The following is an 18,615-nucleotide window of genomic DNA, read 5'->3' as shown; positions in this document are numbered from 1 at the left end:
GGGAGTATATCGATTTATCGGCAAAAAAACTACTACAAAATAAAAAAGCTTGGGATATTCCCAAGCTTTTTTCACTTCATTATTTCTTTTCGTCTTTTTTATCGTCAGCTTTTGGCTCTTCGAAAAGATTTTTTAAATCTTTATCGTCAACTTTTACGTCAGCTTTTTTGATTTCTTTCATCATAAGATCGTTCATAAATTGAGCATCTTGTGATTTCTTTTGAACAAGGTCTTTTTTGATGTCGCCTTTTACTTCATCAAATGGTTTTTGTTCTTTAATATCTGTTACTTTAATGATGTGGTAACCGAATTGTGATTTTACAGGTTCGCTTACTTCATCTTTCTTCATTTTATAAGCAGCATCTTCGAATTCTTTAACCATTTTACCAGCTGTAAAGTAGCCAAGGTCTCCGCCTTTTTCTTTTGAACCAGTATCTTCAGAGTATTGTTTCGCTAAATCTTCGAAAGATTTACCTTGTCCAAGCTCTTCTTTAACCTTTTTCGCAGTAGCTTCATCTTTTACAAGAATGTGGCTTGCTTTAATTTCAGGCTTGTAGTTTTCTTTTAGTTCTTTATCAGTGATTGTTTTTTCAATAGCTTTTTCTTGAGCTAATGAAGCGCGAACACCATTTTTGACTGTTTCTTCTTTAAGGCCTTGTTGTTTCATTAGTGTATCGAATTGGTCACCGACTTGCTTTTTCATTTCATCGTACTTTTTGTCTACTTCTTTGTCATCGACTTTGTAGTTTTTAATAAGTACTTTTTCCATAACCATGTTATTTAGTACTTGTTTACCAGCTGTTTGTTTCATTTGAGTGTAGAACTCTTCTTTTGTAATGTCACCAGCTTTAGATGTAACAATTTTGTCTGATGATGATGATGATGTTCCACATGCTGATAATGCGATTACACTTGTAGCGGCTAAGGCAAGCATAGCTTTCTTCATTCAATAAACACTCCTACTATTATGTATTTTTAATTTATCCCGTACAAATGAAGAAACGCCTTATGATAGGTTATTTTCGTTCATAAGAACCTGATTAAGTCTCACTGATGTCTTTGCTTTTTTAATATGTAAAAGCACGCTTAACAGGGCTTACCGAGGCTTTAGGATAAAGTTTAGATGCGTGTCGTTTATTTCATAGTATAAGCAATATGTACAAAATTTAATATATCATATTTCGACGGGTTTTCCTATTGATAAAGTGAAACTTTAATCCTTTGGGTGAAGTGTCCCAAAGGATTATTAGTTGAACGAATCGGGCATTAACGGGCAGTTTCATTAGGTTTTACTTCATTTTGCCTACTGCCCGTTAATGCGGGATAAAGAAATTTTAACCAGTTTGTGTCAGATTTTGAAAGGGTACCATATTGGGCGCATGTCGCATATACAGAAAATAGGAGGGGATGGGGGATGAATTCAAAACTTATTTTATTACTTGTACTGTTTATTTTATTAGTTATAGTAGGTATAATTTGCTTATAGAGGAAAAAAATGAGGAAGGGGCTTTCCTTCCTCACTTTCCATGAAATATAATTTCTGTATAACTAGAAATTAATAGAATGGTAATACATACATTAATAACTCGAAAGACACCGGGCTGGCGGCTCGCAGATATTTGTTTTCGCTCACACAGTGTATGTGTCATGAAATTCGTGTAAAATATAACAAGAAGTGCGAATGCGACAAAAACAACGGTTATAAGAGTCATGAGGCGAGACCTCCTTTTGGCTAAAATACATATACTTTATATATTGTATCATACGATATTTTGTTCGTGTTACAAAATTCAGAAATAGAAGACTTTGTGTTAGGAAGCGAGGGAGAAAATGGACGTTGTAAGAAGACTAGAACAAGCTGAATACTACGTAGACCTACTATTTAAAATGATTGATGAAGAAAAGTGTCCATTTTATTCTTTAATCATAAAGAAAAAAGCTTGTAAAAAAGACATTGAACGTATAATAAAACTTTGTGAAAAGCTGAACGAACAATATGTAGTGGAGAAAGCAGAAGGGCTTCTATTGTTTGATGCGCTATTAGATCAATTTGAAAAAGCGCTTCCACATCAGCTCGAAGTACACGAAACTGCGGAAGCGCTAGCAAAACAGGGCTTATTTGTGCCACTTATGAATGAATTCTTACGCATGATTGCAAAAGGATAAATAGATTATTTCTTAACTAATTTTTGATCGGTCTCCGTAAAGTTCTCCTCAATATTCTCTAATGATTTCTCAAAAATATCGATGAAGTCCTGTCCGTAAATATTGCGAAGGATCGCAATAAGTTCGATATTTTCTGGGAACTTACCGTAAAAATTACGAAGTTCAAGTGCCCCATTAAAAACAGAATTATTTTCAGGGTCATACTCCTCCATTAAGCGAAGTAGTAATTCTTCCCCTTTGTCTGTAATTTCAATGTACGTATTTCGTTTATCATCTTCTTTTTTAGAGAATACAAGATAGCCGCGTTCTTCTAGCTTTTTAGAGAAGTTAAACGCCGTTGATACGTGCATAACTCCAAACTTAGCAATCTCAGAAATAGAAGCCCCTTTTAAATGATAAGCGATTGATAAAATATGATGCTCGTTAATGTTTAAATCGTAAGGTTTAATCCATTGTTGCCAATCTTTCTCTACGCATTTCCATAACGCTTTCGATAATTGAGCAATACGTTGGCTGAAAATCATCGCTTCTTTTACCGAGTAATTTTTTTCTCCACTTTTCATTTACTCACCCACTTTAACATTCTTTTTTCATTATTATCTATTATGCCAGTAAAATAAAAATTAATAAAGTCTTTTTGTGAGAATTGTGAAAATTTTTCGGAAAAACGATATTCTATACAAATCATGCATAACTCTGGAAGCGTTTTATGAGTCGAGAATACATGTGTTGTCTTTACATGTTAAGGGATAACATATATTGTAAATGCATAAAAACACGGCATATCTATGTGATATGCCGTGTTAAGGTCAATTCGTATGAAAAATATTTGTTATATGCAAAAAACTAAGCAGGAATATGTTTACGCTCTTTCTGGAACGGCTTCTTGTAGTTTCTCAATTGACTTTTGAATGTCTAAAATTTCTTTTTCAATATGTCGTTTGTTTTGAGAAATATCTTGTTTCCAGTTAGAAAGAGTGTCATGCATATCGTCTTTTAGTTCTTGGAATACTTCTTTACCTTCTGAAGCAGTTTCAACGATTTGACGCTTTAATAACTTTGTATCAGCTGTAATATCAGCTAATGTCTTTTTAATATCAGTCCCTTTTTCTTTCAGCTTACCGCGCATAGCTTTACCAGAAGAAGGAGTTGAGAAAAGAACGGCTAGTCCAGCAACTGCTCCGCCGCAAAGTACACCTGTAATAAAGGATTTAGCTTTTGACATAAAAGGAAACCTCCTTATTTTTCGTTCGTATTCATGATGTATAAAAGTGTGCATATCTTTAAGACAAGGGGAAGAAAAGTGAGCTTTTCTCTCTTGTACATGCTATGCACAAAAAATCATACCCCCGGCATTTTTTGTGAAGAAACAAGCCATGCAATAAATGCCAGAGGAATCGGTTTGTTATGTATTACTTCTTATTATAGTGGCACTATTTCACACCATTTGCAATTGTACTTGCGATGTTTTGTAAATTTTCCATTGTGTATTCATTTTGGTGTGATTTCCAAACAGCACCGAAACCATCGTTTTCACCGTAGCGTGGAATTAAATGAAGGTGGAAGTGGAATACAGTTTGTCCAGCTTTCTCGCCGTTATTGTTAAGTAGGTTGAAACCAACTGGATTAAATTCTGCTTTCATTGCATTTGCGATTTTTGGAACGACAGCAAAAATATGTGATGCGATTTCTGGCGTTAACGCAAAAATGTCTTGTTTGTGTACTTTCGGAATAACAAGAGTATGTCCTTTTGTTACTTGACTAATATCTAAAAATGCGAGTACATGTTCATCTTCGTATACTTTTGAGCAAGGGATTTGCCCGTCAATGATTTTACAAAAAATACAATTGTCCGCTGTATGATTCATCGATCTCATCCTTTCAAATAGCCTTAGCCGTATTTTACCATAATTACATAGGAGAACAAACACGAAAAACAGGAAGCTGACTCAGCTTCCTGTTTTCTGAAGAGGGATTGAAAAAGCATTTTTTATAATTTACGGTTCGCAGACACCTCATTTATTTAAGAAATGCACGGTAAATCGGCTAAAGTTTCTGCCGTAGACACCCCATTTTCAAGTGAAATGAATTGCAATCTTTTTTTAAAATGAAATTGTTTATTTTTTAAAACAGTATATGCTCTTTCGGAGACACCCCGTTTCGAAAATGAAACAAATGATCTGGTTATGTGTAAATTTCTTTGTCCAACATGGACACCCCATTTCATGATGACTTCACTGTGTTGTTGTACTCATCAATTGGTGGTTGCTTTTTCAATGTGTTCCTTCTTCACTAATTATGATGTCCGCTTTCGTAAAAATATATGCCAAAAAATTTAAAATTTTTTTTGAAGGCATCGATACTATGTAGTGCACCATGATTTTTGGTAAGATGAATATATACATTTCTTACAAAAGAGAATGAATATAAATGAAGAAAGTGGTGTCGTATGAGCGAGTTATTGCGTGTAGAAAATGTTACAGGAGGATATACGAAACGACCTGTACTGCAAAATGTTTCGTTCTCTGTTAATAAAGGCGAACTTGTCGGCTTAATCGGTTTAAATGGAGCTGGGAAAAGTACGACAATTAAACATATCATCGGTTTAATGGAGCCGAAAAAAGGAACTGTCACAATTAATGGGAAAACAATTCGTGATGATATGACAGCGTACCGTTCTAGTTTCTCCTTCATTCCAGAAACGCCAGTATTATATGATGAGTTAACGTTAGAAGAACATTTGAAATTGACAGCGATGGCGTACGGTGTAGATGAAAAACAATATGAAGAACGCGTAGGACAATTATTACAAGAGTTTCGCATGAAAAATCGTTTAAAATGGTTTCCGTCTCATTTCTCAAAAGGGATGAAACAAAAAGTGATGATTATGAGTGCATTTTTAGTTGAACCATCTCTTTACATTGTGGACGAACCTTTCGTTGGTCTTGATCCGTTAGCGATTCAATCACTCCTTCAAATGATGGATCAAATGAAAAAGAGTGGTGCGGGCATCTTAATGAGTACACATATTTTAGCGACAGCAGAGCGCTATTGTGATTCATTCATTATTTTGCATCAAGGTGAAGTGAGAGCGATGGGAACATTATCAGAACTTCAATCACAATTTAATATGCCTGGTGCAACGTTAGATGATATTTACATTGCATTAACAAAGGAAGAAGATTATGAATAGCACAGCGTTATGGAAAGAACGATTTCGGCACTTTCTAAAAGAAGTTCGTACATATAGTAAATACGTATTTAATGATCATTTGAAATTTATTTTCGTATTTATCATCGGCGCAGGAGCGTATTATTACCAGCAATGGTTACAAACGTTAACACCTTCGTTTCCGACAGCGATTGTTATGGCAGTCTTACTTGGCCTCGTATTAACAGCCGGATCCATACAAACGTTATTAAAAGAAGCGGACCTCGTTTATTTACTGCCAGTTGAAGAAAAGTTAAAGCCTTACTTTACAAAGGCATTTCTCTTTACGTTTATGATTCAGTTATACATAATCGCAATGGTAGCAGCTGCGCTTGCCCCGTTATACTTCCAGCAAATGAAACAAACAGGAGCGGCTTACATATGGATTGTAATCGCGTTTGTCATTGTAAAGGCGTGGAATTTATTCGTAGCGTGGGAAAAATCATTTTTAACAGATCAAAGCGTTCAAAAAGCAGATTGGTTCATTCGTTTTATCTTAAACGGCTTATTTGTGTACTTCCTTGTAGAACGTACTTCAGTCATTTTTACCGGTGTAATTGTCTTTTTAATGGCGCTATACCTTGCTGTTATGCATCAAAAGGTGAAGGGAAAGCCGCTAAACTGGGAGTATTTAATTTCTGAAGAAGGTAAAAAAATGATGCTGCTGTACCGCATTGCGAATATGTTCGTTGATGTACCAGCGTTAAAAGAGAGAGTATCACGCCGAAAATGGCTTGATTTCATTCTTTCGATGATCGGTGAGAAACGTACATATTTATACTTATATACGAGAACATTTTTAAGATCAGGTAACTATTTCGGATTATATGCGCGTTTACTCGCTCTTGGCGGGATTATTCTTTACTTCATCCCATTTTTATATGGACGCTTTATCGTAAGTCTTATTTTCTTATACTTAATCGGCTATCAGCTATTAACCCTTTGGAAACATCACCGCATGAAAATTTGGCTTGATTTATATCCAGTAGGGGGAGATGAGAAGAAGAAAGATTTTCTTACTTTATTAAATGCGATTCTCATCATCGGTAGCGTTGTGTTTACAGTTATATTTGCATTTGCGACGAAAGATTTCATGATGACCGGCATTTTATTTGTCGTAAGCATATTATTTAGTATTGGTTTCGTTTATCAATACGGTGCAAAGCGCATTGAGCGTTTAAACTGAAAGGAATGAACCTATGATTACATATGAAGAGAAGGTTATAAAAGAATTGGAGCAGTGGAAAGCTACATTCTTGAAAGATTCTTCTATGATGACACGGTTCTCTAAAAAAGTGCAGGTGAAAGTGCAGCAGCTAGTGCCCGCGAAAGTACAAAGGGTACTAACAGAAACGATTCGGATGATGGTACAAACAATTAGTGCTGGATCAAACTTCATAAAACCGAAGCTAAAAGAAACGAACTGGTCACTGCAAAGACGAGACGATGAAGTACGTAAAAAAATGGATGAGTACAAAAAAGTCGCAGCGGCAGAAGGGGCCGGAACAGGAGCAGGTGGTATTCTCCTCGGCCTTGCTGATTTTCCGCTTCTACTTACCATTAAAATAAAATTTTTATTTGATGCAGCAACATTGTACGGATTTGATACGAGTAAAAAAGAAGAACGCCTTTTTATCCTTCACGTTTTCCAACTTGCTTTTTCGAGTGATGACTATAGAAAAGAAGTATGGAAAGCAATTGAAACGTGGGATACAGAAGAAGAAAATCATATGGACTGGGAAAAGTTCCAAACAGAATACCGAGACTATATAGATTTAGCAAAAATGCTTCAGCTCGTCCCGATAATCGGTGCCCCGGTCGGTGCATATGCGAACTATCAATTACTGCAAAGGCTTGGGGAAGTGACGATGAATTGTTATCGTATGCGCTTGCTTAATAGAAATTGATTTGCTTAACAAAAAACATCCTAAATGTGTAATTTAGGATGTTTTTTGCTATTTCTATTCATATTTTTAAAATTATTACCAATAATATACAGATAAAGGATATTTGGTTATAAAGTTACTTGAGCTTACTTTACTGTATTTAGGGGTGCAAAATATGAAAGTATCAATATTTATCACTTGTGTTGCAGATGTTTTTTATCCAGAAGTAGGAAGAGATGTTGTGGAAATTCTTGAAGATTTAGGGTGTGAAGTTGATTTTCCTAAAAATCAAACGTGCTGCGGACAACCTGCTTATAATAGCGGGTATGTTAAAGAAACAAAAACAGCTGCAAAACATATGATTGAAGCCTTTGCTAGTTCAGAATATGTTGTGGCACCATCAGGGTCTTGCGCTATGATGGTTCACGAGTTTTCTAGCTTATTTTCTGAAAGTGAAGCGGAGTGGAAGAAAAAAGCTACTGAACTTGCAAATAAAACATATGAGTTCACGCAATTTCTTGTTGAAGTATTAGGGAAAGAAGACTTAGGTGCGGAGCTTCATAAAAAAGCAACGGTTCATACATCTTGTCATATGAGCCGATTAATGGGGATTAAGGAACCGCCGCAAAAATTATTAAAATGTGTAAAGGGACTGGAAGTTGTTTCACTACCGCATAATTATGATTGCTGCGGATTCGGGGGTACATTCTCAGTGAAAATGCCAGAAATTTCTGAGCAAATGGTTGAGGAAAAAGTAAAGCATATTATGGAAACCGGTGCGGAAGTGTTAATTGGGATGGATTGTAGCTGCTTAATGAATATAAAGGGACGTTTAACACGTAATGGTTATCCAATTGATGTAAAACATATTGCTCAAGTATTAAATGAAGATCGAAAATAAGAGGGGGATATAGAGATGGGAATGAAAATTGGGAACGATCCCTTTCATAAGCGTACTGAAACAGGCATCGGGGATCAATTTATGCGACAGGCTGTTAGGAAAGCGCAAGATGGTCTTAGAATCAAGAAATTAAAAGCTACTGAGAGTCTTGGGAATTGGGAGGAATGGCGAGCTTTAGGAGAAGAAATTCGAAAGCATACATTAGAAAACCTGGATTATTATTTATATCAACTGAGTGAAAATATTGAAAAAAACGGTGGTTTTGTTTATTTTGCAAAGACTGCAGAAGACGCAAGGGAATATGTAAAAGGGATTGTAAAAAAGAAAAATGCGAAAAAAATTGTGAAATCAAAATCTATGGTAACGGAAGAGATTAGTTTAAATGAAGCGATTGAAGAAGCTGGAGCGGAAGTGTTAGAAACAGATCTTGCTGAATTTATTCTACAAGTGAACGACCACGATCCTCCGTCACATATTGTTGTTCCGTGTCTTCACAAGGATAAAGAACACATTTGTGAAATATTTAAAACAAAGTTAGATTATACTGGAACATCTGATCCTACGGAAATGGCGAGGTTTGTAAGATCTTATTTACGTGATGATTTTTTTGCAGCGGATATAGGGGTGACTGGATGTAACTTTGCTGTTGCAGAGTCTGGGTCAATTTCTATCGTAGCAAACGAAGGAAATGCAAGACTTACTACGACACTTCCGAAAACGTTGATTACAGTTATGGGGATGGAACGTATTGTTCCGACGTGGGAAGAGCTTGATGTTTTAGTAACACTTCTATGCCGAAGTTCTGTAGGGCAAAAGTTAACAAGTTATATTACAGGGTTAACTGAGCCTGGTGGGACAGATGGACCTGAGGAATTTCATTTAGTCATTGTTGATAATGGTCGTTCCGATATTGTAGGAACAGAATTCCAAAGTGTCCTTCAGTGCATTCGTTGCGCGGCATGTATTAATGTGTGTCCTGTATACAGGCATATTGGTGGACATGCATATGGCTCTATTTATCCAGGACCAATTGGAGCTGTGTTGACACCGCTTTTAGGGGGATATGATGAATATAAAGATTTACCTTATGCATCTAGCCTTTGTGGTGCTTGTACAGAAGCGTGTCCAGTGAAAATCCCGTTACATGACTTATTAATTAAACATCGCAGCCGCATTGTAGAAGAAAAACAATCACCTGTAGCTTGGAACGTGGCTATGAAAGGTTTTGAAAAAGCGGTGAAGAGTCCTAGACTATTTTCTTTTGCTGCGAAGAGCGCTCCGTATGCATTAAAACCTCTTGCAAAAGGGGATAAGATCGAGCGCGGAATTGGGCCGTTAAAAGCTTGGACGGACGCGAGAGATTTTCCAGTTCCGAAAAAACAACCGTTTCGAGAGTGGTTTGAAAAACACGTAAAGGAGAACGATGATGGCCATCCAAAATCGTGAGGAATTTTTACTCCAATTATCAGAAAAGCTTGGTAGGAAACGTCCAGAAGCAGTGAAAAGACCGAAATGGTCTTTTGCCCCGCAGTGGAATGTATTTGACGGACTCACACAAGATGAACTTGTATTAAAGTTAATGGAGCACTGCGAAGTGATTCATACAGAAGTAAAGCGAACAACAAAGGAAAATCTTGTTGAAACATTTCAATCTTTTATAAAAAAATGGAACATTAAATCAGTTATGTGTTCGAATGATGAGCGCTTTAATGAGTATGGTCTCACTCCATGTTTCAAAAATGAAGGTACAACACATTTTCGTACATGGGGATTAGAACATAAGGAAGAAGACATAGAATTTGCGAAAGCTGCTGACCTTGGCATTACGTTCAGTGATATGACTTTGGCAGAATCAGGAACCGTTGTGCTATTTAATGACGGGTTAAAAGGAAGACATGTTAGCCTTCTTCCAGAGTCCTATATTGCAATCGTTCCTAAAAGTACGATTGTACCAAGATTAACACATGCTACAAAACTTATTCATGATCAAAATAAAGCGGGAGAAAAACTGCCGGCTTGTGTGAATTTCGTTTCTGGTCCGTCAAATAGCGCAGATATTGAAATGAACCTTGTCGTAGGTGTACACGGGCCAATCAGAACAGCGTACATTATTGTGGATGATCAATAATGATTTACGTTTGCGACAGAGCGCCCACGCATGCGAGTTGGAAATATAGATGAAACATTATAAGAATACCGAAAATAGAGAGCGCTGGCTGTTAAATATAACCGGTGCTTTTTATTATGCGTGCCCTTATTGGTGAAAGTCCAGTCGCCTAGTAGCTGGCAGGCAACTGGTGGAGAAATCCTAAGAAGGAAAAATGTAATCTGTTTCAGTTTTCTACGCTACTATAACTAACTGAATTGTGTCTTTTCTTAGAAGCTAAGCACACTATAACTAGCTCCAATTATAATGAATACGATAAAGAGCAGAATGAGTAATAAAAGCCCACTACTAGCGCCCTTACCATCTTTGCCATCTTCACCGCCGCGGCTACCACTACCACCTTTACCGCCATATCCCATATGAATGGCTCCCTTATTGTTATACGTTGTTTTTACTTTATATTTTTCTAGGTTCATCAAGAAGTTCCTTTAAAAACTCTAATTAACTTGCAAATCATTCATTTTCATTTTACAATTTACTTACCGACCGGTAAGTAAAAAAAAGAAGAGGTACAGTATGACAAAAAATTTACAAACATCGCAGAACATTGTAGAGGCATCATTTAAACTAATGGCAGAGCACGGTATTGAGAAGATGAGTCTTTCAATGATTGCGAAAGAAGTAGGCATATCAAAGCCAGCTATTTATTATCATTTTCCGTCTAAAGAAGCGCTAGTTGATTTTTTATTTGAAGAAATATTTTCTGGATATCATTTTGTCAATTACTTCGATAAAGAACAATATACGAAAGAAAACTTTGCAGAAAAGTTAATCGCAGATGGTTTACATATGTTGTCTGAGTATAAAGGTCAAGAAGGCATACTACGCGTCATAAATGAATTTATCGTAACTGCGACGCGAAATGAAAAGTACCAGAAACGCTTATTTGAAATACAAGAAGAGTTTTTAAATGGATTCCACGATTTATTAAAGCAAGGTGTGGAACTTGGCGTTGTGTCACAACATGCAACAGAAGAAAACGCGCATACGTTAGCGCTCGTTATTGATAATATGAGTAATTACATATTAATAGGATTCGATTTAAAGTATAAAGAAATTTGGATTCAAAATGTGAAAAACGTAATGAAGGGGGAATAAAGGTGAAAATGCAAAAAAACTGGTGGCTCGGGTTTTTGGGGTTTATTGGAGTGTATAAAATTCCAGGTATGATTGAAGCTTTTCAAGCGGATAAAGGTTGGTTTGCATTAATTAGTTTAGTTTGGCTACTTTGGTTCGGATATTTTATTCCTGAGAAAAAAGAGGATAAACAATAAAATTTCAATTTTATGTAAAGTTATGTAAAATATAGATTGAGAGTATTCGTATATTATATTACTAGATTTGGAGTGGTTATATGGAGCCATTGAAAAATGAAATTCATCCTGACATGGTCAAGGTGTGGAAAACGCGTTCCTTAATTGAGCTAGGAATTAGTATTATAGTCATTTTGGCATATCTTTTCTTTATGATTAAGTTTAATTGGTGGGCTTGGATTTTCTATGTGCTCATCGGATTAACAATTGTATATACGCCGTTTGATTACTTTACGTTTCCGAAACTTCGTCAACGTTATTATAGCTATCAATTAAATGAAGAAGAGCTTGAAATTCAACACGGTCTTTTCGTTGTAAAGCGCGTATTAGTACCGATGATTCGTGTACAGCACGTTACGATTGAACAAGGGCCAATTATGAGAAAACATGGATTAGCAGAATTACATATTTCAACAGCGGCAACTTCTCATAGTATTCCCGGCTTAACGATGTATGAAGCAGAAATGTTAAAAACGAGAATCGCAGAATTAGCGAAAGTGAGTGATGAGGATGTATAAGAGGCAGCATCCAATCACGATGTTATTAGAATTAAAAATAACAGATTTTATACCATTAATTATTTTCATGTTTAGTTTAAATGGAAAGTTTCCATTTTGGTATTTAATTCCCGCTGCATTCGGTTTACTCACCGTTTTTTCAGCGTTTGAAAAATGGTATTACACAACATACTGGGTTGAAGATAACGTATTACATGTTAAACAAGGGCTCTTTGTGAAGAAGGAGAGCTACTTAAATAAAGAACGTGTTCAAACGATTAATACAAGTTCTAACGTGTTATATCAAATGCTCGGTTTAAAAAAAATTCAAATCGAAACAGCTGGCGGAGGCGATGATGCAGAAGTAAGCCTAGCTGGTATTACGGAAGATGAGGCGAAGGAGCTTATTTCCTTACTAAATGAGCCAACTCCAGAAGTGAAAGCAGAAGAAACGTTAGAAGAAGTAGTAGAAAAAGAAGTCATTACAGAGGAAAAGCAAGCGACAGAGTACAAATTAACTTTGAAAGAAATTTTATTAGCATCTGTTACATCTGGTCAATTTGGATTACTATTCTCCTTAATATTTTTCGTTTACCATCAAGTAGATGAGTACATTCCGAAATGGATTAAAAACAGGGTAGAGTCTTATGTTATGGACCATGATGTATATGGGTGGATTTACATGGCAGCTATTTTACTCGTCATTTCGTGGATTGTATCCACGATTGGTTATGCATTAAAACATGGGAATTTCACAGTAAATCGAAAAAATGATGAAGTGCGTATTTCTCAAGGTTTGCTTGAAAGGAAAGAGCTTGTACTAAAGTTACACCGTATTCAAGGTATTACGATAAAAGAAGGTATTTTACGTCAGATGTTCGGTTATTGTGCTGTACAAGTAGAAGTCATTCAAAGTAAGGGAATGGGAGAAGAGAAAGACAAAGTTACACTGCATCCGATTATTCGAAAGGATCGTGTGCAAGATTTACTTGTACATTTACAATTACCATATGAACTGAATACGAACATTACATCATTACCAAAAGCGGCACTACGCCGCTACTTAATAGATAGTTTTATTTTCTTCGCTATGCTAGCAATCCCGCTTACTGGAATAAGTATATACTTTGAAAAGTATTTCATCATGTGGGCTGTATTACCGCTTGCTATCCTCATCTTTACACTTGGATATGCAACATTTAAAACAAATGGTTACGGTGTAAACGGAGAACAAATTACACTTGTTTACCGCAGTATTGGGAAATATACAGGGCTTGTCAGAAGAAGACACGTGCAGTCAATTGAAAAGACACAATCATATTTCCAGCGCCGAGCGGATTTATGTACGTATAAGTTCTCTAGTGCATCATCAGATTACAAACTAGAGCATATAAGAGTAGAAGATGCGGAGAGAATGCAGGATTGGTATAAGAAGAGAATAAGTGAGGATTAACTTGAAAAGGCTTGCCTATTATGAAAGGCAGGCTTTTTTGTTATAGAGAAATGAGTAGCTTGAAATCGGACTAGGCTTTCTTTAGTTTAATCCATATATTAGTACAACTACAGTGCACATTTATTAATATGTATTAGAAAAAAGGTAGTACGCTTCTATTTCTAGAAATTTTGTGGAAGTTTTGATATAAATGGTATACTAAAATAGAAATAGTATTAGGAGGTTGTATATGATAAGTCAGTTGAAAAGAGAAGCACTTGATGCATTAAAAGGAAAATGGGGATTAGCGGTAGGGGTAACCATATTACTTGGAATCCTTATTGGAGCTGTCGAACTTCTAATCACAGGTGTTTTCTCGATTTTTTGGGGCTGGAAAGAAGCAAGTGATTCGCTTACAGTAAATATTATTGCAATGCTTGTTATCGGTCCGTTAACAATAGGCGCCTATTATCTTGTTTTAAATGTAATCCGTGGGACTAGTGCTCGCATTGGTCATTTATTTAGATGGTTTAGCGATGGAAGTAAGTTTATGAAGTCATTTTTAACATATTTACTAATGTATGTATACTTGATGCTATGGACATTACTTCTTATTATTCCGGGTATTATTAAATCATTTTCTTATTCTATGACGTATTTTATTTTGAATGATCATCCAGAATACACAGCGAATCAAGCAATTACCGAAAGTCGCCGTATGATGAATGGACATAAAATGGATTACTTTTTACTATGCTTAAGTTTCCTTGGCTGGTTCATTTTAAGTATTCTTACTATAGGAATCGGTTTCTTATGGTTAGCGCCTTATTTTTACGCGACATCGGCAGCATTTTATGAAGAGATTTCAAAAGAATATTATAAAAAAGAAGATACTATCTTCTAATAAAACATCTAAACCACCTATTCCCTAAAGAATATAGGGAACAGATTTAATATGTGGCCCGTTTTCGGGGTTCACTTCAGGATAAGGTATAGGTTTTTATATAGAAATTCTTCCCTCTATGTTTTATCATAGAGGGTTCTTTTTGCTGTGTTATGCTAATTTATACTATAGAATAGAAAGTTAGTTGGTCTTGATTAAGTGAGAATTAATTGGAATGGCTCGTCTTTCATGGAAGACGGGTTATTTTTTTATATAAAAATGATAGAAAATAATTAATAATATATGTAAAGAAAAAAGTGAGGTGAATGTGATTGGGGAAATTTTTAATACCGTATTCATTTTCTATATTAAGTTTATTTGTTTCATTAACGGTACTTGATTTATATGATAGAATGGAAAGATTTAATGAGGAGACTTCGACCATACTTGGAAATGTAATTCAAGCTACTGCGCAAATGGGAGTCCTTACATTGTATTTTGGAGCACCTATTATTTTAGGTGGATGTCTTCTTGGAGAGTTATTGTTTAGATTTATCATTGTACCCTTTAAATTGAGCTATATTATATCTTTACTATTATATTTGCTTTTAGCTTTTAGTATTGTTTTTATCTTTTTTTTCGTAACGATAGGAATGCCAACTACATATGAAGATTCTAGTACTCTTCAAATGATGTATTTCATGGGGATAACTATGATTTGCGCTGTTACATTCTTTGTGAACCGGAATATATGGGAGAAAAAATAAGTTAATAATGGAGTGAACAAATGAAATACACTTGTCCATGCTGCGGATATAAAACATTAGAAGAAGAACCACCAGGTACATATGAAATTTGTAAAATATGTTATTGGGAAGATGATGAGGTTCAGTTTAACGATCATGACTTTGAAGGCGGAGCAAATAAGGCCTCGTTAAGGCAAGCGCAGAAAAATTTCATTGCGTTTGGTGCTTGCGAGGAATGTTGTATGGGATTAGTTAGAAAGCCGACTAGCGAAGATGTGAAGGATGTTAGTTGGAAGCAAATTTTATAAATAAAAATGATATAAAAAAAGCATCTAGCAAAAGTACTAGATGCAAATAAAAACACAAGGGAAGATAAATGTCTTCCCGTTTCCCGTAAGTAATTATATCAAAAAAATTATAAAAAACTAGCTTTATTTTTAATATAATTGATGTGTGAAGCTATGAAAGTAAAAGATTACACTATTTTCGTAGTGTTTTATTAAAAAAAAGAGTTGTGTCCATGATTAATTTCAAACCAGAAAATTTAAACCAACTATTAAAAGTGATGCTGATTAGTGCAAATAAGTCTTATGACGCGATTAAAGATTATGAATTTACAGGCAAATCGGTAGCGTTCCGTATAGATTTTGAGTATGTAGATGTTGCTCTTATGGTTACAGATATGTTAGGAAGATCTGCTTCTAAATTTAACATTTTGCCATATGCTCGTCCTAATACGAATGAAATAGATTACATACAGTTTCAAGTGTATTCGATTAATGAAGGGAATTTTAAAGAAATGCTCGATACGATGTGATAACTATAATTTTACAAAATTGTATATAAAACCTTATTTTCTGCTAATATATAATTAATAAATTCATATAATTGGAGTGATGAGATGCAGCCGTTAGAAAAGGAGATTCATTCTAATATGCTAAAAGTGTGGAGAAGTCACGCTTTAATTGGGGCGGCAGTTATACTAGCAGTCGTAATTGCGTATTTCTTTTTTATGATCAATTTTAATTGGTGGGGCTGGTTGTTTGGATTGTTAGTAACAGGCGCTATTACATTTATACCACTTGATTATTTTGTGTTTCCAAATTTACGTCAGCGTTATTATAGTTACAGATTAAATGAAGAAGAGATTGAAATTCAAAAAGGAATGTTCGTTGTAAAGCGCGTGCTTATTCCGATGATCCGCGTGCAGCACGTAACGATTGAGCAAGGGCCAATTATGAGAAAGTATAATTTAGCAGAATTACATATTTCAACAGCGGCAACTTCTCATAGTATTCCAGGCTTAACGAAAGAAGAAGCAGAGCAGTTGAAAAGACAAATTGGAGAACTTGCGAAAGTGAGTGATGAGGGTGTATAAGAGGCAACATCCGATCACGATATTATTAGGTATTAGAATTGCGGGTTTATTGCCTTTTATCTTTCTTGTAATATTTCGCTCTGATGAGAATGAGCCTTGGTATTTGTTTTATTTTGTTTTGTTGTTTCTATTATTCGTTATGGCAATCTTTTCAGCTGTAAAATGGTATTTCAAAGTGTACTGGATTGAGAATAATATTTTACATATAAAACACGGTGTTTTTGTGAAGAAGGAAAGTTATTTAAATAAAGACCGTGTGCAAAACATTAGTACATCTTCTAATGTCATTTACCAACTGCTTGGACTTGCGAAATTAAATATTGAAGTAGCGGGCGGCGGTAGTGAGCCAGAAGTGATGTTAGCTGGTATTAAAGAAGATAAAGCGAAGGAACTGATTGCTTTATTACATAAAGAGAGCAGCGTTCTGAGTGAAGAGGCGCCCGCAGAAGAAGAAAGTAAGACGGTTTATCAGTTAACAGCGAAAGAAATTTTATTCGCATCCATTACATCTGGCAGATTCGGGTTAGTATTTTCTGGACTACTGCTTATTTACACAGAGTTTAATGAATTTCTTCCGAAATGGCTCATAAATAAAGTAGAAGCGTATGTGATGGATAACGGTGTATATGAATTAATTGTTATGGCCGCGATTTTAATGGCGATTTCGTGGGTCATTTCTACAATTGGCTATGCGTTAAAATATGCGAACTTTAAAGTAGAGCGAAACGGAAATGAAATTCGCATCGTACAAGGATTATTTGATAAGAAAGAGTTTGTTTTAAAACTACACCGCATTCAAGCGATTACTGTGAAAGAAGGAATTCTTCGCCAGCCTTTCGGTTATTGTTCTGTCGAAGTGGAAATCATTCAAAGTATAGAATCCGCCGGTAATGAAGTGATGTTACATCCTTTCATGAAGAAAAAAGATGTACAGCAGTTACTTGCCTATTTACAGTTGCCGTATGAAATAGAAGAAGAAATCGTTCATTTACCGAAGGCTGCATTGCGCCGTTACGTCGTAATGGGCTGGATTACAAGTGCTGTGCTCGCTGTGCCAATCGCTGGTGCGAGTATATATTTTAAACAACATACTGCGTTGTTCGTTCTTATACTGCTATTTACTGTATTTACAATACTTGCATACGCTAGGTATAAAAGTGGTGGATATATGATACGAGAAAATCAGTTAATAATGGTGTACCGAGGCCTTGCGAAATATACAGGGATCATGCGAAGAAGGCATGTTCAAGTAGTAGGATATAATCAGTCGCATTTTCAAAAGAAAGACGAGTTATGTACAGCTGCCATATCGGTAGCGGGGCATAGGTATAAAGTGAAGCATATGCGAAAAGAAGACGCGCTTTGCATATATAATTGGTACAAAGAAAAAGGAAACACCAGTGTGTAATGGTGTTTCCTTTTTTGTCGTTAAATCGATATCTTTAGTCGAATCGTTGATATATTTCAAGATGTGATAGATATATTGAAAAAATCGTTCATATAATTTCACATACCGTGGGCTCCGAACTCAGCAAACTAAACTAACACATCAAAAGTAGTCACGAACGACGGGCGAGAAAAAATGCTTTTTTGCTGTTCTGCATGTGGATGCGCCTGTGCTTCTGCATGTGCAGGGCGTTTTTTATGAGCGTTTTCGAATGAACGTGATTCTGTCCAGTCTTTAAAGTTTTGCTCTGTTTCCCACATCGTTAAAATGACATATGTATCATTACTTAATGGGCGAAGAACGCGGATTGCCTGGAAACCAGGTTCGTTTTCGATAAGACCTGCACGGTTTTTAAAACGGTTTTCAAATACAGGGCGACCTTCGTCTGTTACAGAAATGTTGTTACAAACGATGTAGCCAGGTTGTCCTTTAAATTCTCCAACAGCGTCTAATACGTCATACTGAAGTGCAGATTCTACAGATTCTTCAGTATTTTCTTTGTAAAACATATCTTTTTCGTTATTTTTTGCAGTGAAATGTGCCTGTTCTAGAGGTGTTTCGTATGAAATAATAGCCTTCATTTTAATG

The 18,615-nt window shown here is 35.6% G+C and carries 24 protein-coding genes; 17 read left to right on the top strand and 7 right to left on the bottom strand.

The features are described 5' to 3' along the window. Positions 1-79 precede the first annotated feature (79 nt). Positions 80-946, bottom strand: coding sequence for a peptidylprolyl isomerase PrsA (gene prsA, locus MR071_RS20410; RefSeq protein WP_242237715.1), 867 nt, complete (start codon positions 944-946; stop codon positions 80-82). A 571-nt stretch (positions 947-1,517) separates the two neighbouring features. Further along, entirely contained in the window at positions 1,518-1,712 is a 195-nt protein-coding gene (locus MR071_RS20405) for a hypothetical protein (protein WP_242237710.1), read from the bottom strand. Between the two features lie 118 nt (positions 1,713-1,830). Between MR071_RS20405 and MR071_RS20400 the strand changes: the two genes are divergently transcribed. Then, positions 1,831-2,166 carry a DUF1878 family protein gene (locus tag MR071_RS20400; RefSeq protein WP_242237708.1) on the top strand — a complete coding sequence of 112 codons (336 nt, stop codon included), beginning with the start codon at positions 1,831-1,833 and terminating at the stop codon, positions 2,164-2,166. A gap of 5 nt (positions 2,167-2,171) precedes the next feature. Here the strand turns inward: MR071_RS20400 and MR071_RS20395 are convergent, their stop codons facing one another. The 3 genes from MR071_RS20395 to MR071_RS20385 form a co-directional block, all read right to left on the bottom strand. Beyond that, complete coding sequence (locus MR071_RS20395; RefSeq protein ID WP_002011118.1) at positions 2,172-2,729, bottom strand: HTH-type transcriptional regulator Hpr; 558 nt, start codon at positions 2,727-2,729, stop codon at positions 2,172-2,174. Positions 2,730-3,028: 299 nt separating this feature from the next. Further along, positions 3,029-3,391, bottom strand: a complete 363-nt coding sequence (locus tag MR071_RS20390) for a YtxH domain-containing protein (protein WP_242237706.1) — start codon at positions 3,389-3,391, stop codon at positions 3,029-3,031. Between the two features lie 208 nt (positions 3,392-3,599). Next, a complete protein-coding gene (locus MR071_RS20385) occupies positions 3,600-4,034 on the bottom strand; it encodes an HIT family protein (protein WP_242237705.1) in 435 nt (144 codons plus the stop codon). 581 nt (positions 4,035-4,615) lie between these two features. Between MR071_RS20385 and ecsA the strand changes: the two genes are divergently transcribed. The 6 genes from ecsA (at position 4,616) to MR071_RS20355 (ending at position 10,292) form a co-directional block, all read left to right on the top strand. Continuing rightward, the gene (gene ecsA / locus MR071_RS20380; protein ID WP_105586545.1) at positions 4,616-5,359 is read left to right on the top strand and encodes an ABC transporter ATP-binding protein EcsA; all 744 of its coding nucleotides are present in this window, start codon (positions 4,616-4,618) and stop codon (positions 5,357-5,359) included. Beyond that, the gene (locus tag MR071_RS20375) at positions 5,352-6,563 is read left to right on the top strand and encodes an ABC transporter permease (RefSeq protein ID WP_242237703.1); all 1,212 of its coding nucleotides are present in this window, start codon (positions 5,352-5,354) and stop codon (positions 6,561-6,563) included. Before ecsA ends, MR071_RS20375 begins: the two co-directional genes overlap by 8 nt. Positions 6,564-6,576: 13 nt before the next feature. Then, positions 6,577-7,284 carry an ecs operon protein EcsC gene (ecsC, locus tag MR071_RS20370; RefSeq protein ID WP_242237700.1) on the top strand — a complete coding sequence of 236 codons (708 nt, stop codon included), beginning with the start codon at positions 6,577-6,579 and terminating at the stop codon, positions 7,282-7,284. Between the two features lie 154 nt (positions 7,285-7,438). Continuing rightward, on the top strand, positions 7,439-8,164 hold the full coding sequence (locus tag MR071_RS20365; RefSeq protein WP_105586548.1) for a (Fe-S)-binding protein: 726 nt from the start codon (positions 7,439-7,441) through the stop codon (positions 8,162-8,164). A 15-nt stretch (positions 8,165-8,179) separates the two neighbouring features. After that, entirely contained in the window at positions 8,180-9,610 is a 1,431-nt protein-coding gene (locus tag MR071_RS20360) for a LutB/LldF family L-lactate oxidation iron-sulfur protein (RefSeq protein ID WP_105586549.1), read from the top strand. After that, entirely contained in the window at positions 9,591-10,292 is a 702-nt protein-coding gene (locus MR071_RS20355) for a LutC/YkgG family protein (protein WP_242237698.1), read from the top strand. Before MR071_RS20360 ends, MR071_RS20355 begins: the two co-directional genes overlap by 20 nt. 248 nt (positions 10,293-10,540) lie before the next feature. Here MR071_RS20355 and MR071_RS20350 read toward each other — a convergent pair whose 3' ends face one another. Then, entirely contained in the window at positions 10,541-10,747 is a 207-nt protein-coding gene (locus MR071_RS20350; RefSeq protein ID WP_242237696.1) for a sporulation protein YjcZ, read from the bottom strand. Between the two features lie 100 nt (positions 10,748-10,847). On the opposite strand from MR071_RS20350, the gene MR071_RS20345 reads away from it, so the two are divergent. The 10 genes from MR071_RS20345 to MR071_RS20300 all read left to right on the top strand — a co-directional run bounded on the left by MR071_RS20345 (position 10,848) and on the right by MR071_RS20300 (position 17,988). Next, positions 10,848-11,429 carry a TetR/AcrR family transcriptional regulator gene (locus tag MR071_RS20345; protein WP_105586552.1) on the top strand — a complete coding sequence of 194 codons (582 nt, stop codon included), beginning with the start codon at positions 10,848-10,850 and terminating at the stop codon, positions 11,427-11,429. Positions 11,430-11,431: 2 nt separating this feature from the next. Next, the gene (locus tag MR071_RS20340; protein WP_181149522.1) at positions 11,432-11,605 is read left to right on the top strand and encodes a hypothetical protein; all 174 of its coding nucleotides are present in this window, start codon (positions 11,432-11,434) and stop codon (positions 11,603-11,605) included. Positions 11,606-11,685: 80 nt separating this feature from the next. Next, positions 11,686-12,162, top strand: a complete 477-nt coding sequence (locus tag MR071_RS20335; RefSeq protein WP_002201475.1) for a PH domain-containing protein — start codon at positions 11,686-11,688, stop codon at positions 12,160-12,162. Continuing rightward, complete coding sequence (locus MR071_RS20330) at positions 12,155-13,594, top strand: PH domain-containing protein (protein ID WP_242237693.1); 1,440 nt, start codon at positions 12,155-12,157, stop codon at positions 13,592-13,594. The genes MR071_RS20335 and MR071_RS20330 overlap by 8 nt, the downstream gene beginning before the upstream one ends. A 229-nt stretch (positions 13,595-13,823) precedes the next feature. Further along, the gene (locus MR071_RS20325) at positions 13,824-14,477 is read left to right on the top strand and encodes a DUF975 family protein (RefSeq protein ID WP_242237692.1); all 654 of its coding nucleotides are present in this window, start codon (positions 13,824-13,826) and stop codon (positions 14,475-14,477) included. A 311-nt stretch (positions 14,478-14,788) separates the two neighbouring features. Further along, entirely contained in the window at positions 14,789-15,223 is a 435-nt protein-coding gene (locus MR071_RS20320; RefSeq protein WP_242237689.1) for a hypothetical protein, read from the top strand. A 20-nt stretch (positions 15,224-15,243) separates the two neighbouring features. Further along, positions 15,244-15,510, top strand: coding sequence for a CPCC family cysteine-rich protein (locus MR071_RS20315; RefSeq protein ID WP_105586558.1), 267 nt, complete (start codon positions 15,244-15,246; stop codon positions 15,508-15,510). A 212-nt stretch (positions 15,511-15,722) separates the two neighbouring features. Next, positions 15,723-16,019 (top strand): protoporphyrinogen oxidase, encoded by a 297-nt coding sequence (locus MR071_RS20310; RefSeq protein WP_105586559.1) that lies wholly within the window; start codon positions 15,723-15,725, stop codon positions 16,017-16,019. Between the two features lie 84 nt (positions 16,020-16,103). Continuing rightward, a complete protein-coding gene (locus tag MR071_RS20305) occupies positions 16,104-16,580 on the top strand; it encodes a PH domain-containing protein (protein ID WP_105586560.1) in 477 nt (158 codons plus the stop codon). After that, complete coding sequence (locus MR071_RS20300; RefSeq protein ID WP_242237687.1) at positions 16,573-17,988, top strand: PH domain-containing protein; 1,416 nt, start codon at positions 16,573-16,575, stop codon at positions 17,986-17,988. Before MR071_RS20305 ends, MR071_RS20300 begins: the two co-directional genes overlap by 8 nt. 128 nt (positions 17,989-18,116) lie before the next feature. Here MR071_RS20300 and hmoB read toward each other — a convergent pair whose 3' ends face one another. Beyond that, positions 18,117-18,608, bottom strand: a complete 492-nt coding sequence (gene hmoB, locus MR071_RS20295; RefSeq protein WP_242237685.1) for a heme-degrading monooxygenase HmoB — start codon at positions 18,606-18,608, stop codon at positions 18,117-18,119. Positions 18,609-18,615: the final 7 nt, after the last annotated feature.

The organism is Bacillus cereus group sp. BfR-BA-01316, from assembly GCF_022664195.1.
In the GTDB taxonomy this organism is placed as follows: Bacteria; Bacillota; Bacilli; order Bacillales; family Bacillaceae_G; genus Bacillus_A.
The sequence above is the reverse complement of the archived record's forward strand: the minus strand, read 5'-3'. Positions and strand labels throughout refer to the sequence as shown.